This is a genomic window from Pseudoalteromonas atlantica, from assembly GCF_043641955.1.
GTDB classification, from domain to species: Bacteria; Pseudomonadota; Gammaproteobacteria; order Enterobacterales; family Alteromonadaceae; genus Pseudoalteromonas; species Pseudoalteromonas atlantica_A.
Window position 1 is genome coordinate 441,800 of sequence record NZ_JBHZRV010000001.1, and the last position, 14,160, is coordinate 455,959.

At 39.7% G+C, this 14,160-nt stretch carries 13 protein-coding genes; 7 read left to right on the forward strand and 6 right to left on the reverse strand.

Translation table 11 applies throughout. The features are described from left to right. Window positions 1–14: 14 nt before the first annotated feature. Window positions 15–1,841, reverse strand: a complete 1,827-nt coding sequence (locus tag ACHUE3_RS01845; protein WP_394189600.1) for a DUF885 domain-containing protein — start codon at window positions 1,839–1,841, stop codon at window positions 15–17. A gap of 199 nt (window positions 1,842–2,040) precedes the next feature. Here ACHUE3_RS01845 and ACHUE3_RS01850 point away from each other — a divergent pair, with 199 nt between their 5' ends. Both ACHUE3_RS01850 and ACHUE3_RS01855 read left to right on the forward strand, forming a co-directional pair. Further along, window positions 2,041–3,255 carry a Xaa-Pro dipeptidase gene (locus ACHUE3_RS01850; protein ID WP_394190262.1) on the forward strand — a complete coding sequence of 405 codons (1,215 nt, stop codon included), beginning with the start codon at window positions 2,041–2,043 and terminating at the stop codon, window positions 3,253–3,255. A 208-nt stretch (window positions 3,256–3,463) separates the two neighbouring features. Continuing rightward, window positions 3,464–5,875, forward strand: coding sequence for a TonB-dependent receptor (locus ACHUE3_RS01855; protein WP_394189602.1), 2,412 nt, complete (start codon window positions 3,464–3,466; stop codon window positions 5,873–5,875). Between the two features lie 57 nt (window positions 5,876–5,932). Here ACHUE3_RS01855 and adhP read toward each other — a convergent pair whose 3' ends face one another. Beyond that, a complete protein-coding gene (gene adhP / locus ACHUE3_RS01860) occupies window positions 5,933–6,943 on the reverse strand; it encodes an alcohol dehydrogenase AdhP (RefSeq protein ID WP_394189603.1) in 1,011 nt (336 codons plus the stop codon). Window positions 6,944–7,133: 190 nt separating this feature from the next. Here adhP and ACHUE3_RS01865 point away from each other — a divergent pair, with 190 nt between their 5' ends. Beyond that, window positions 7,134–7,679: a GbsR/MarR family transcriptional regulator gene (locus tag ACHUE3_RS01865; RefSeq protein ID WP_394189605.1), complete on the forward strand. Its 546-nt coding sequence runs from the start codon at window positions 7,134–7,136 to the stop codon at window positions 7,677–7,679. A 154-nt stretch (window positions 7,680–7,833) separates the two neighbouring features. Beyond that, a complete protein-coding gene (locus ACHUE3_RS01870; protein WP_394189607.1) occupies window positions 7,834–8,295 on the forward strand; it encodes a hypothetical protein in 462 nt (153 codons plus the stop codon). Window positions 8,296–8,833: 538 nt separating this feature from the next. Here ACHUE3_RS01870 and ACHUE3_RS01875 read toward each other — a convergent pair. Together ACHUE3_RS01875 and ACHUE3_RS01880 are read right to left on the reverse strand one after the other, a co-directional pair. Then, window positions 8,834–9,874 (reverse strand): lytic murein transglycosylase, encoded by a 1,041-nt coding sequence (locus ACHUE3_RS01875; protein WP_394189609.1) that lies wholly within the window; start codon window positions 9,872–9,874, stop codon window positions 8,834–8,836. Then, window positions 9,855–10,136: a YcgL domain-containing protein gene (locus ACHUE3_RS01880; protein ID WP_394189611.1), complete on the reverse strand. Its 282-nt coding sequence runs from the start codon at window positions 10,134–10,136 to the stop codon at window positions 9,855–9,857. Before ACHUE3_RS01880 ends, ACHUE3_RS01875 begins: the two co-directional genes overlap by 20 nt. A gap of 169 nt (window positions 10,137–10,305) precedes the next feature. Between ACHUE3_RS01880 and minC the strand changes: the two genes are divergently transcribed. Genes minC through minE form a run of 3 tightly spaced genes read left to right on the forward strand, consistent with a single transcriptional unit; the run spans window position 10,306 to window position 12,090 of the window. Continuing rightward, window positions 10,306–11,010 (forward strand): septum site-determining protein MinC, encoded by a 705-nt coding sequence (gene minC / locus ACHUE3_RS01885; protein WP_394189613.1) that lies wholly within the window; start codon window positions 10,306–10,308, stop codon window positions 11,008–11,010. 5 nt (window positions 11,011–11,015) lie between these two features. After that, window positions 11,016–11,825 carry a septum site-determining protein MinD gene (minD, locus tag ACHUE3_RS01890; RefSeq protein ID WP_394189615.1) on the forward strand — a complete coding sequence of 270 codons (810 nt, stop codon included), beginning with the start codon at window positions 11,016–11,018 and terminating at the stop codon, window positions 11,823–11,825. A gap of 1 nt (window position 11,826) precedes the next feature. After that, window positions 11,827–12,090, forward strand: coding sequence for a cell division topological specificity factor MinE (gene minE / locus ACHUE3_RS01895; RefSeq protein ID WP_087531477.1), 264 nt, complete (start codon window positions 11,827–11,829; stop codon window positions 12,088–12,090). Window positions 12,091–12,166: 76 nt separating this feature from the next. Here the strand turns inward: minE and ACHUE3_RS01900 are convergent, their stop codons facing one another. Both ACHUE3_RS01900 and zigA read right to left on the reverse strand, forming a co-directional pair. Then, on the reverse strand, window positions 12,167–12,835 hold the full coding sequence (locus ACHUE3_RS01900) for a DUF1826 domain-containing protein (RefSeq protein ID WP_394189617.1): 669 nt from the start codon (window positions 12,833–12,835) through the stop codon (window positions 12,167–12,169). Further along, window positions 12,832–14,034: a zinc metallochaperone GTPase ZigA gene (gene zigA, locus ACHUE3_RS01905; protein ID WP_394189619.1), complete on the reverse strand. Its 1,203-nt coding sequence runs from the start codon at window positions 14,032–14,034 to the stop codon at window positions 12,832–12,834. The genes ACHUE3_RS01900 and zigA overlap by 4 nt, the downstream gene beginning before the upstream one ends. Window positions 14,035–14,160: the final 126 nt, after the last annotated feature.

Genomic DNA, 14,160 nt, shown 5'->3' on the forward strand with positions numbered 1-14,160 from the left:
CATGCGCGTAATGATTATTGCTGTTGAGCAACCCATCGTTTTATTTTAGCTTCAAGAATAGGCATAGGTAATGCGCCATCAATTAATATTTGCGTATGAAAGGCCTTAATATCAAACTTTTCACCCAAGGCTTGCTTACAATAATCGCGTAAAGCTTGAATTTTAAACTGCCCAAGTTTGTACGATAATGCCTGACCAGGCCATGCAATATAACGCTCAACCTCTGCAACGATGTCACTCTTAGCCATCGATGAGTTAGCTAACATATAGTCAATACCTTGTTGGCGAGTCCAACCTTTAGCGTGAAACCCCGTATCAAGTACTAAACGCATTGCACGTAACTGCTCATCTGATAAACGCCCATACCACATGTAAGGGTCTGTAAATAAGCCCATCTCCTTGCCTAGGCTTTCAGCATATAAAGCCCAGCCTTCGGCAAAAACCGTGTAACCGCCAAATTTACGAAATAACGGAAGCCCTTCAATTTCTTGTTGTAATGCAATTTGAAAGTGGTGGCCCGGTGCTGCTTCATGAATTGACAGAGTTTCAAGTAAAAATTTTGGCTGTGCTTTTAAGTTAAATGTATTGATATAAAAAATACCTGGGCGTGAGCCATCTGGCGCAGGTGATTGATAAGAAGCCCCCGCCGCTGACTCGGCTCTAAAATCTTCAACTGCTTTTACAACGTAATCCGCTTTCGGTGCTACATCAAATAACAAAGGGACCTTAGCGTCTATTTTGGCTTTAACAGCTTCATAAGCCGCAATTAATTCCTCAGGGGTATCATAATAAAATTCATCTGAGGTACGTAAGTGTTCAAAAAATGCGCTTAAGTCACCTTCAAACCCAACAGTCTGTTTAACTTTTTTCATCTCACTTAAAATACGCGAGACTTCGTCTAAACCGATTTGGTGGATTTCATCAGCGTTTAATTCAAGCGTGGTGTGTTTTTTAATTTCATACTCATACCAAGATTTACCATTTGGTAAGTCAGCATAGCCAATTGTATCGCGACTATTTGGGATATACTCGCTTGCTAAAAAGTCGCTCATTTGTTGGTAGGCAGGTACTAAGGTTTGCAAAATCATCGTATTATAGGCAGTACTTATTTCAACCCGTTGTTGTTGAGTAAAATCTTCAGGGAGATTTTCTATAGGTCCCCAAAACAAAGAGTCTGTTGCCTTTGATACAATATGCGCTTGAAACTGAGGAAGTAATTTTTGTGCTAGCGGTTTAGGCAATACAACCCCTTTTTTAATCCCTTGTCGCATCATATTCTCAACGCTTTGCAACCACGCAGTGTATGCTTGCGCTCGCTCTATAAACGCAATGTAATCTTCTGGTGTATTAAAAGGTTGTGCGCTTTTTCCTGAGCCAAAACCAGCAAACGTATTATGCGCCCCACCCATTTGATTAATCGGCATTAAATGACTTGGAAACTGTGCACTTTGTAGTGCTAATACTAAATCACGTTCAAGTATTTCATAGCTCAATAAGTCTTGCCCTTGTAGAGCGGACTTATCAATGTTAGTTAGCTTGTCTTGATATAAGGCATAAAAATCACGCTTGGCATCAATGTTTGCCTGCGTAATTGGTGCAATAAATTGGTTGTTATATTCACTACGGCCTAAAAATGTGCCACCAATGGGATTAAATGCCAGTCCATCATCAAAATAATGTGTCAATAACTGGGTTAATTTTTCGCTCTCATTCATAACCTGCTCTGTGCTGAGAGGTGTTTGATTATTAACACTGAGATTATTGTCTTTGTTTTGACCACTACATGCACTCAGCGACAACACAATAGCAGTACTTAGCACTGCTAATTTTATTTTTTTCATAATTTATTCCTTGAATGAGAGAGTGGTAGATTATGCGGTTTGAGCACATTGCATAGCAAGCTTTGTATTTACTTTGACATTATATTTACTTGTTAGGTGCGCATTGCTAAATTAAATGCATTAATTAAACGGCAAAACGAAAATAATGAATATAAAAATAATAACACTGAGCTTAAGTGCGCTTACCTTGTGTAGCCCGATGGTAGACGCAACTACTTATATAACAGCCAAAGCAATGGTAGATGTACAAACAGGCAAGTTAAAAAGCCAACCCCTTTTAAGTATTGATGACGGTGTAATTACACATATTGAGTACGCCAAGCAACCAAACTTAAAACCAGGCGATGAGCACATTCAGCTTGATGAATTGACCCTGCTCCCAGGCTTAATGGATATGCATGTACATTTAACTAGCGATCCTACCGTACCAAGGAGCGAACGCATTGGGCAGTCAATCCCACGTAAAGCAATTAAGGCTGCCTATTTTGCTAAAAAAACTCTACATGCTGGTTTTACCTCAGTGAGAAATGTAGGCGCAGACGGTTACAGTGTCATTGCTGTAAGAGACGGAATAAACGCAGGTGATATAATCGGCCCGCGCATTTGGGCAGCAGGCCCTTCTTTAGGTGTGACCGGTGGTCACTGTGATAATAATCGACTACCGCCCGAACTAAAGTATACGGCAACGGGTGTTGCCGATGGCCCTTGGGCTGTTAGAGCAAAAGTACGCGAAAATATAAAGTACGGTGCCAATGCTATAAAGTTTTGCGCAACGGGCGGTGTTTTTTCAAAGGGCACAAAGGTGGGTATTCAGCAATATAGCCAAGATGAAATGAATGCGATTGTTGATGAAGCCCACATGCGAGGTTTAACCGTTGCAGCACACGCACATGGAACCAGTGGCATTAAGGCAGCTATTGTGGCGGGAGTAGACAGTGTTGAACACGTAAGTTATGTTGATGATGAAGCCATCGCCCTTGCTAAAAAGCATGGCACGTGGTTTTCAATGGATATTTATAATACTGAATACACTCTGACCTACGGTGAAAAAAACGGTGTTGCAGAAGAAAATCTCGCCAAAGAGCGCTTAGTATCTAAAAGACAGCGCGATAGTTTTTCTCGTGCAGTTAAAGCGGGTGTTAACATGGTGTTTGGCACTGATGCTGCAATTTATCCGCATGGTGATAATGCTAAACAATTTTCACGCATGGTCAAATTAGGTATGACTGAATTACAGGCGTTACAGTCGGCAACAATTAACAGTGCTAAACTTTTAAAGGTTGACCAAACTTTAGGGCAGATCAAACCAAACTTTGCCGCTGATATAATCGCAGTGAAAGGAAACCCATTAGATGATATTACCCGCTTAGAACAAATTGAGTTTATTATGAAACAGGGTGTACGTATTAAATAAACCAAAGCGCTATTTTTTAAAACGTGGGGTATCCTCCCCCCACGTATTAACCTATTTACCCACCATGCTACCCATCAAAAGTAAATACATATAAAACATAACGTTAGTAAAATGTGTACAGCCAATTTAATTCCTATAAAAGGTAAGTTTTACTTGTAATGCAAATACAACCCATTATCATTGCGAAAAACTTTAATGGCGACTATGTATGACAACACATAAACTTTCTTTAATTACACTCGCGTGCTTAACATCATTTAATGCATTCTCAGCTCAAGAGTCTGAACTTGAACACATCACTGTATATCAAAAGCAAAATCATGTTGTGCTAAATTCTGGTTTAGCAACTAAATCTGATATGTCATTGATGGAAACCCCTGCCCCTATTGTGGTGGTCGATCAAGAATTAATAAATTCACAAGGGGTTGATAACCTTCAAGACCTTGCTCGAAATGTCAGCGGTGTTACGCAAGCAGGGAATAACTATGGTATTGGCGATAACTTGGTTATTCGTGGATTAGGTGCTAATTACACCTATGATGGCATGTACGGGGGTGCAGGCTTAGGCAATACCTTTAACCCGACTCGCTCGCTAACTAATGTTGAAGCTGTTGAAGTACTCAAAGGCCCTGCAACCGGTTTGTACGGTATGGGCAGCGCTGGTGGTGTTATTAACCTGATTGAAAAAAAACCGCAATTTGAAGCAAAGCATACAGTGCAAGCTGAAGTTGGTCAGTGGAACACTTACTCGCTTGCATTTGATAGTACAGATGCAATTACGGATAACTTAGCTTATCGCGTAAACGCGAAAACGGCTCGCAGTGACGGCTACCGTGATTTAAAAGATGACCGCGATGAAATATATTCCTCACTAAAATATGTATTTAATGATGACCAAGACATCATGTTATCGGCAGCTTATATTAGAGATGCCATTGCTGTTGATTCTATCGGCCACCCTATTCGTATTTATAATGCAGAGTCGGTTAATGGGAAGACACCAAACCAGGTAACTGGCGATGATTTAGTAAATGACCCATCCATGGCTGGTTTACAGTTAACACAAACGCAACGCCAACAACTTGCTGATTCATTAGCCAGTTCCGATGGTTTAACGCCTTATACATTTGGCCACAACGGAATAATTTCTCCCATGGCTAAAGACAACGAAGGTGAAGAACTGCGCTTTAAGTTAACGCATAATTATTACCTTACTGATGATTTGTTTTTAAACCAACAACTGCAATATCGCAATTACGAATCTAGCTTTGCTCGTCAAACTGGTGCTTACAACTATGTATATTGGAACCGCAGAGGTGTGATTAACGCAAACCCACGTGCGCCTCTGGTTATTGACGACGTACTATATCCTTTTGCAGCGCGCAGACAAGAATATCGCCAAGTTCAAGCTGATGAAAAATCGTGGCAGTACTTTGCTGATTTACGCTATGACTTTAGCCTAGGTGATATCGATAATGAGCTATTAGTTAATGCCAATTACGAAGACCGTGACGTACGCTTCACGCAATATTCTATTTGGGATAAAGACTATGTGTTAACTGATAAGAATGGCGATGTAACATACCAAGGGTCGCTACCGTATATTTTTGATATACGAACGCCAAACTGGGGCGATGGTCAGTTTAGTGATTACGACCCACTTAAAACAAGCAACTACAATAAAAAAGTACAAGCGTGGGGTGTAGGCATGCAACATGTTGCCTATATTCACGATACTTTTACCACTCGTGTAGGTTTTGCTTATAACGAAATAACACAAAAATATGAACACTTTGGTGTTGATGCCCGTTACCGCACAAGTGCAGCAGCTGCAACTCCAGAGGCAAGCACCTCAGATAATGGTTTAACCTATAATTTAGGCGCAACCTATCAACCTAGCGATGATATATCAATATTTATTAATCATTCAAAAGGCCGTACAGCGTATAGTGTTTTAGGGTCTGTATCAGGTAATGAAGCAGACAGAGAAGACGCTGAATCACTCAGCACTGATCTAGGTTTACGTGTAAAAGGGTTTGACGATCAACTACTCGCCTCTATTGTATTGTTTGATACAGCACGTACTAATTTAGAATACGCAAACCCTGATTACGATGAAGCTACTTCACCTGCATCAGTACCACAAAGCTATTTTGATGGAGAAGAAAAAACTCAAGGAGTGGAGCTTGATTTAAATGCGTATTTAAATGAGCAGTGGAAAGTGAATATCAATGGTGTTTATCAAGATGCCCGTGATAAGAAAAACCCTAACTCTAGCGCATTTGATAGCCGTCAAAAAGGCGTGCCTTATGTAACAGCAAGTACCTGGGTGACCTATAGCGCCCAATGGTTTGAACTGTCAGAGCCGCTAAAAATAAGTGCCGGTGTTAAATATGTGGATGATCGCAGTACAAATTCATCATCATTCGGTATTCCTGACGGGTATGTACCCAATTATACCGTTTATGATGCCGCACTGAGTTATAACGCTGATAAATGGGCCGTACAGCTAAACTTAAATAACTTATTTAATAAAGTATATTATTCAAAAGCCATGTTTTTGGGCGGTATGCCAGGTGAAGAGCGTAATGCAAAATTAACGTTGAGTTATAAGTTGTAGGCTTTTACCATGTTGCTAATTATAGCGCACTTCTTGTGCGCTATAATTAATTTACTATTAGATAGTTACTACAATCCGGCCGTTGATTTCGCCTTTTAACATATCATCAAAAATGTCATTAATATCATCAAGGCGTTTCTCCTCAATAATTGCTTTTACTTTGCCCTGTGCTGCAAATTCTAAACATTCCTGTAAATCTTTACGCGTACCAACAATTGAACCCACGACAGAAACTCCATTTAAAACTGTATCAAATATTGGCAGTGGCATTTCCTCTGGCGGCAAGCCAACTAATACACACTTACCACCGCGCCTTACACTTTTATACGCTTGTTCAAAACCTGGCTTTGAAACAGCTGTACATACAACTGCATGGGCTCCACCTACTTTTTGAAAAATTGTTTCACTTGGCACACACTCTTTGAAATCAAGAGTGATATCTGCACCGAGCTTTGCAGCTAAAGCGAGCTTTTCATTACCCGTATCAACTGCGATTACGTTAAACCCCATGGCTTTTGCATATTGCACTGCAAGGTGCCCAAGGCCACCCACGCCAACAATAGCAACCCACTGCCCTGGTTTTGCATCTGATACTTTTAACGCTTTATAAGTAGTAACGCCCGCGCAAAATAAGGGAGCAGCTTCAGCAAAGCCTAAACCATCAGGAATTTTAACCACGTAATCACCATGCGCTAAACAATACTCAGCATAACCGCCATCAATTGAATACCCTGTATTGTGTTGTGACAAACAAAGCGTTTCTTTGCCATCTAAACAAAATTCACAATGCCCACACGCACTGTAAAGCCAAGGCACACCGACCCTATCACCCACTTTTAAATGATGTATATTACTGCCCAACTGTTCAATAACCCCCACTCCCTCATGCCCCGGCACCAAAGGCATTTTAGGTTTAACAGGCCAATCGCCATGGCATGCATGTAAGTCTGTATGGCAAACGCCACATGCAGCAATTTTTACCAGCACATCATTTACACCGACCGTTGGAATAGGTAAATCAGTAATTTCTAAGCGTCCTTTATATTCAGTATTTATAGCAGCTTTCATATTTAATTCCTTGTGAGAGTTGTCATCGTTATGGGTATAGCTTACGCCAATATAAAGGAATGTGATTTAATCTAAATCAAACTTTGGTCGCACAAAAAATACACAACGAGTATTATCAATGACTGTAGTGCTTGCTATACCATTTAAGCGTGCTAGCATTAGTTTCATTGTTTATTGAAACTTAAAAACTATGACATTATCAGAAAAAAACTACGCATTTGTAATGCACTGTGGCGAAATGGGCAGTCGCTGGGGGTTTAATCGTACAATTGGTCAAATGTGCGGTTTACTTATTATTACTAAAGAACCCATGACGGCCAATGAAATTGCAGATGCCCTTAGCATATCTCGCGGTAATGTCAGTATGGGTATAAAAGAGCTGCAATCGTGGCGTTTAATTAAAGTGCAGCATATTCCCGGCGACCGTAAAGAGTATTATGCCCCTGCGGGTACAATTTGGGACATGGCCAACCGTGTATTTGAAGAGCGCAAAAAACGCGAGATAGATCCAACACTCAGCCTACTCCGTGACAACATCCTCGAAACACCCACTAACGATGATGAAAAATTTGCCCAACAACAAATGCATGAAATTCACGACTTACTCGAAACCGTGACTAAATGGTCTTCTGAACTGCAGCGTCTTAGCCCAGAACAACTCCAAAGCTTAATGAAGCTCGGCTCAGGCATAGGTAAAGTACTCGACTTTAAAGATAAGATATTGAAGAAACCGTAGCAGCGATTTTATATCGCGTTGTGTTTTTAGGTTCAAGGTTCTAGGTTCTAGGTTCTAGGTTCTAGGTTCTAAAAATTTTAACCACAGAGTTCATCGAGAAGTGAAAAAGAGTACAAAGGTCATAAATAACTATACAAGGAATTTAAATTAACCCATGGTACTAGCTAGAAATAGAAATTACTTTCAAATATTTTTTGCATCATTATCACCAATGGCATTCGTATTAATTATTCTCGCAGAGTTGCAGTTTGAATGGGCATATTCGTTAGCCATAATTATTCTTTGTTACTTGGCTTCATTAATATTTTGGTTCAAGAACGCAAGTAAGCCAGCAGCATGGATTACCAAAAGTAAACTACATATCCGAGATGGCGTATTCGGCACTGATATTATACATAAAGATTTACTAGAATCTATGCGTTATGAAATTGGCCATAAGCGGGCTGTCGCAGGTAGTAATGCTGAGGAAGCTGAGATGCACATATTGGTTATTAAAATGAAAGGCTTTGATGAGTGGACTTTACCCATTAAGGACTTAGTAGAACATGGGCCCAATTTAAGACTTTATAAGTTTATAAGGGATAATTTTTATAATTTGAAGCTGGTGAAAAGATAGCTTTCACAAGCTATAAATACAATTGTAATTAAAGTTGATATTCTCAATATTACTTTAAGCATAGTAACATTAGGCAGAAACAATATTAAACAACCCTTTAATGCTAGGCTTAGATGCAGACTGATAGGATATTTTTTCGTTGGGTTTCGTTGCACTCTACCCAACCTACGTAGCCAACTTGAACAACAAACTGAACACTGAAAAGTTTACTGTCTTCTCTTAAGCGCGGCGTCTCTTACCCTCTTTGTGAATGAATTACTTGAAATGTTTTTAACCACAATATAAAGAGCTATGAAAGGCTTGTTAATACAGAGCCGTGATGGAGACTGATAGGGTATTTATTCGTTGGGTTTCGTTGCACTCTACCCAACCTACGTAGCCAAATTGAACTCCGAGCTTACAACTTAAAGCTTAAAGCTTACCGCTCCTAGCTCGCTTATATTCTTTATAAACAAAAGCGCGAGATATACTCGCGCTTTGTGCAAACACCCTAGGACCTAGTTACCTAGGTCCTAGCAATCTATCACCCAATAATTTACTAAATCGCTGGGTAACCAATGCGGTCTGATAGGTAACCTACGCTGGTGGCGAAGTAGTATGAACGGTTCCAATGCATCAATGATTTGTAGTTATCATAGGCAAGATACATACGCCCGCCCATATCATCTGGCATGACCAGCGCAGCTGTCACATCAACATTAGGAAGGTCTGTACCGTCCATTTTACGAAGGCCAAGCGCTTGCCAGTCAGCCAATGAACGCTCAGAGTCAGCCCAGTATTCTAGCCATTGCTTACGGGTGCGCGTGCCGCGTTTTAATACATAGTTTTTATCAAAGCCATCTGGTAGCTTAACTTGGCGCCCCCAGGTTAAATCGTCATTCCAACCTGCTTGTTTTAAGTAATTTGCGATTGATGCAAAGGCATCAGCCTGTGTGGTCCAAATGTCTTTACGGCCATCCTTATCATAATCAACCGCGTAGGCATTAAATGAAGTTGGCATAAATTGCGTTTGGCCCATTGCACCAGCCCATGAACCTTTGAATTTATCTAGCGTAATATGCCCAGCTTTTAAAATATCCAGCGCAGCCCAAAGTTGGTTTTTGTACATGGTTTCGCGGCGGCCATCAAACGCCAGTGTTACCACTGATGAAATAACATTATGTCCACCTTGAATTTTGCCAAAGTTACTTTCAAGCCCCCAAAGTGCAACGATAAAGCGAGCTTGTACACCAAACTCCTCTGCAACTTGTTCTAAAATTTCTTTATTTTCAGCATACAATTTACGAGCTCGGTCTATTTTCCATTGCGGTACACGTTTAGGTAAATATGTTTCGAGGGTTTCTTTTACTTCAGGCTGGTTTTTATCAGCTGAAATTACTTTTTTCTTAAACTTAGCCGTTGCAAACGCAGCATCAATAAGCTGTTTATCATAGCCTTTTTGCGTTGCTTCCTGTTTAAGGTTTGCAACATATGCATCAAATTTTTCTTGTGTATTGGCCAGTGCCGATGTGCTAATGCACGCACTACAAATAATAGCAGCCAATTTTGTTAATACTTTTTTAGTCACTCTCAACTCCATTTTGTTTCTTAAACTCAGCAAGTAAATTATCTTGTGGTGGTGGAATCTGCAAGTAAAACCCATCATCGGTTAACGCTTGCTTAACTGTATTTAGATCAGCAACACCTAAGTGCTCTCGTTTCGCTAAATTTATTAGCATGACGTATACAGGTTTACCAAACATCCCCATTAGAGGTTCAGGTACCTTGCTAAAATCATCTCTTTTTTCGACAAAAAGAAAGGTATCCGCTTTTTTCTTACTTTTATATACCGCAGTGAGCATTATGAGCCTATAAATTCTTGCGTAACAGTGCCGCACACTATACCATGAGAGTAATAATAAGTTAGAAAAAATAGATTAGAAATTTCAACTAAATCCACATAATTTAGGGTCGTTTTTGCCTGTTTTTATCTAGATTTAATTTCTGATCAAATAATACAATTGAGTGTATATGTCGGACCAAATATTTGAGTTAAAGGGAAATCTATTTACGCTATCAGTCTTGCATCTGTACAGCACTGATATAAACCTTTTAGCAGAACAACTTTACATAAAAATATCACAAGCCCCACGATTCTTTGAAGGTGCGCCTATTGTTGTTAACTTAATTGAAGTTAAGAACGAGCAAATAGACTTTGCACATTTAAAATCTTTGATTGAGCGGCTCAATTTTAATGCTGTTGGTGTATGTAATGGCTCCGATGAACAACATGCACTCGCTAAATCAGCAGGCCTGTCTGTTTTAAATTATTCACAAGACGTTAAGAGTGAACCTGTTAAAAAAGAATCTAACACGTCAATTGTTGAAAAAGCCGTACATTTACCCGCACAAGTAATTAATGGCACGGTTCGCTCTGGCCAACAGGTCTACGCGAAAGACAGAGATCTAATTGTACTTGGCGCGGTTAGCCATGGTGCAGAAGTAATTGCTGACGGCAATGTCCATATATATGGCACATTACGTGGTCGCGCTATTGCTGGCGCGCAAGGTTTAAAAGAAGCGCACATTTTTTGCCAAAAGTTAGAAGCTGAACTTGTTTCAATTGATGGTAATTACTGGATCAGTGATTCATTGCAAGGTGAACACTGGGGACAGGCTGTGCAAATACAACAAAAAAACGAATCTTTAGAAATTTCAGCTTTGGTTAAAGGATAAATCTTATGGCAAAAGTAATTGTCGTTACATCTGGTAAAGGTGGTGTGGGTAAAACTACATCAAGTGCTGCAATTGGCACAGGCTTAGCGCTTAAAGGCTATAAAACAGTTATTATTGATTTTGATATTGGCTTACGTAATCTTGATTTAATCATGGGTTGTGAACGCAGAGTAGTTTATGATTTTGTAAATGTAATCAATGGTGAGGCAAATCTTAACCAAGCACTTATAAAAGATAAGCGTGTAGAGAAGCTATTCTTACTACCCGCTTCGCAAACTCGCGATAAAGATGCACTAACACGTGATGGTGTTGAGCGCGTGCTTAACGAGCTGAAAAAAGATTTTGACTACATTGTTTGCGATTCACCCGCTGGTATTGAAGCAGGTGCAATGATGGCAATGTATTTTGCTGATGAAGCAATTGTTACAACAAACCCAGAGGTTTCATCGGTTCGAGATTCAGACCGTATTTTAGGAATTCTACACAGCAAATCAAAACGTGCTGAAGAAGGCCTTGAAAATATTAAAGAACATCTTTTACTTACTCGCTATAACCCAGAGCGTGTTGAGAAAGGCGAAATGCTTTCAGTTGAAGATGTAAAAGACATTCTCTCTATTCCATTGTTAGGTGTAATACCTGAGTCACAAGCTGTGTTGAGCGCGTCAAACTCAGGGCAACCTGTAATTTTAGACTCTGAATCTGACGCTGGCCTTGCATATGCAGATGCGATTGAGCGATTATTAGGTGAAACTGTCGATTTTCGCTTCTTAGATGTAGAGAAAAAAGGGTTATTTAAACGGATATTTGGAGGTTAATGTGTCTTTACTTGACTACTTCCGCTCAGAAAAGAAAAATACCGCATCATTGGCAAAAGAGCGATTGCAGATCATTGTTGCCCACGAGCGCTCACAGCGTGGTACACCGGATTATTTACCACAGTTAAAACAAGACATTCTTGATGTGATACGCAAGTATGTCAATGTGAATACAGATGCAGTGCAAGTACAATTCGATCAAAATGAAGATGATTTAGCTGTGCTTGAGCTTAATGTCACTTTGCCTGACGAAGAGAAAAAATAGCTTTCACAAAATAAATGTTTAATCAAAGGGCGCTTCATTGCGCCCTTTTTGTTGTTAATTTTCGAGCTAATTTTGACTACATAAAGTCCAACGTTAATAAAATACGCTGAGTATTATTTTTAACTGCTGGAGAGCGATGAACTAAACCGGCACCTTCTGTATCTTGCCAATTCTCACCTTTTAATAATGCAACATCACCTTGGGTTAATTGTTGTATATGTTCAGATTTATCAAATAAACCCGAATCTTCATCCTTAAGACCATTATTGCCAGCACCTAACTTAGTCCGATCAACATGCTCATGTGCAAGCCACTCAGTAGCAACGCCTTGATAGGTTGAAACTAATCTACACGGTATTTTATCAACGTGAAAGCGTGGGCACATCGCTTTGTCGAGCATGGTTAAGCGCAAGCCTGCTCTCTTTAAATCAAACAAACAACAAAACATATCCACTTGCAACGCAATATCTTGGCTCAAAATTGATGTAGCTTTAGAATCACCGAGAATACCAGTGAGCTCGTCATATGTATTCTCGGGTGCAACCGCTATTTCTACTGGTTTTAATTGCTTGGAATTTATAAGCTGATCGACTGCCGCACAAAGTGTGTCTGCAAGTTGTCTTTGCCAAATAACAATGTTTACATCGGGTTTATAAATATCAGCAAATATACTGGGTTGAGTATCTATAGCCGCACGACGCTCTAAAAGCTCTTCAGCTAATGTAACAGTTGCAAGGGAATTCATACACCTTCCTCCCATACTGGAAATGGGTCATTTAACGATGCCCAAAACTCTTTGCCTTTAAGCAAAATATCATCGTTTAATAAGCAAGCATCAAGCGCGCCTTTCATCGCACTTTTATTTAATGACTGTCCTATAAATACTAACTCTTGGCGCATATCACCAAATGGCTCTTGCCATTTTTCATTAATTTCAGCTAATGTTTCTTCATCAGTCGGCCATTCACTTTTAGGTAAGGCTTTATAAAACATTCCTGCAAAACCATAATCGGCAATGCCGCCTGCTTGATTCCACTGACCACAAAAATCAGGCCGTGTTGCTAGCCAAAAATAACCTTTTGAACGAAGCAATTTGCCATATTGCTCAGTAGAGTGTAGGAACTGATAAAATTTATCAGGATCAAAAGGTTTATGTGCAACATAATTTAAACTGCTTATTCCGTACTCTTGCGTTTCTGGGATATGCTCACCACGCATTTCTTTAAGCCAACCAGGTGCTTGTTGAGCCTTATCAAAATCAAATAAGCCCGTATTCAAAATTTCTTCTACAGCCACATTACCAGCCGATATAGGAATAATCTTAGCTTGTGTATTGAGTGTTTTTAAGATTGCGGTGAGCTGAGAGACTTGTTCTGCGCTTACCAAGTCAGTCTTACTGATCAAAATAACATCTGCAAATTCAACTTGATCAACAAGCAAGTCCGTAATGCTGCGCTCATCTTCTGCGCCTAAAGACTCTCCGACTTCATGTAATAATTGAGCTTGCTCATAGTCTTGTAGGAAATTAACAGCATCAACAACTGTCACCATTGCGTCTAATCTTGCTACATCTGATAAAGAGACATTATTATCATCGGCAAACGTAAACGTTTCAGCAACAGGTAGAGGCTCTGAGATACCCGTCGATTCAATGACTAAATAATCAAATTGTCCTTGATTGGCAAGCTTTGTAACTTCTATTAGAAGATCTTCTCGCAAGGTACAACAGATACACCCGTTACTCATCTCTACCAGTTTTTCGTTAAGATGATTAAGGGAAACCTCGTTTTTAATAACCGCGGCATCTATGTTGATGTCGCTCATGTCATTTACGATGACAGCCACTTTTAAACTCTCTCGGTTATTTAAAATATGGCTTAATACGGTGGTTTTACCAGCCCCAAGAAAACCAGACAAAACTGTGACGGGCAGTTTCTTATTCATTTTATAGCTCTTTAATTGATATGTTATAGTGATGTTATAGTATATCAACTTAATTTACTAGCTAACGTATTAGCTGAGTATTTAGAATACAAAATTTATCTAAGCACCAAAATTTTGTTTCCTAGC

Excerpts from the sequence above, each read along its gene's own strand:
- adhP (WP_394189603.1), bottom strand. The coding sequence starts at position 6,943 with ATGAAAGCTGCTATAAATACTGAATATAAAGGACGCTTAGAAATTACT.
- ACHUE3_RS01900 (WP_394189617.1), bottom strand. The coding sequence starts at position 12,835 with ATGAATTCCCTTGCAACTGTTACATTAGCTGAAGAGCTTTTAGAGCGT.
- minC (WP_394189613.1), top strand. The coding sequence starts at position 10,306 with ATGTCGGACCAAATATTTGAGTTAAAGGGAAATCTATTTACGCTATCA.
- ACHUE3_RS01870 (WP_394189607.1), top strand. The coding sequence starts at position 7,834 with ATGGTACTAGCTAGAAATAGAAATTACTTTCAAATATTTTTTGCATCA.
- zigA (WP_394189619.1), bottom strand. The coding sequence starts at position 14,034 with ATGAATAAGAAACTGCCCGTCACAGTTTTGTCTGGTTTTCTTGGGGCT.
- ACHUE3_RS01845 (WP_394189600.1), bottom strand. The coding sequence starts at position 1,841 with ATGAAAAAAATAAAATTAGCAGTGCTAAGTACTGCTATTGTGTTGTCG.
- ACHUE3_RS01880 (WP_394189611.1), bottom strand. The coding sequence starts at position 10,136 with ATGCTCACTGCGGTATATAAAAGTAAGAAAAAAGCGGATACCTTTCTT.
- ACHUE3_RS01855 (WP_394189602.1), top strand. The coding sequence starts at position 3,464 with ATGACAACACATAAACTTTCTTTAATTACACTCGCGTGCTTAACATCA.
- ACHUE3_RS01875 (WP_394189609.1), bottom strand. The coding sequence starts at position 9,874 with ATGGAGTTGAGAGTGACTAAAAAAGTATTAACAAAATTGGCTGCTATT.
- ACHUE3_RS01850 (WP_394190262.1), top strand. The coding sequence starts at position 2,041 with ATGGTAGACGCAACTACTTATATAACAGCCAAAGCAATGGTAGATGTA.
- ACHUE3_RS01865 (WP_394189605.1), top strand. The coding sequence starts at position 7,134 with ATGACATTATCAGAAAAAAACTACGCATTTGTAATGCACTGTGGCGAA.
- minD (WP_394189615.1), top strand. The coding sequence starts at position 11,016 with ATGGCAAAAGTAATTGTCGTTACATCTGGTAAAGGTGGTGTGGGTAAA.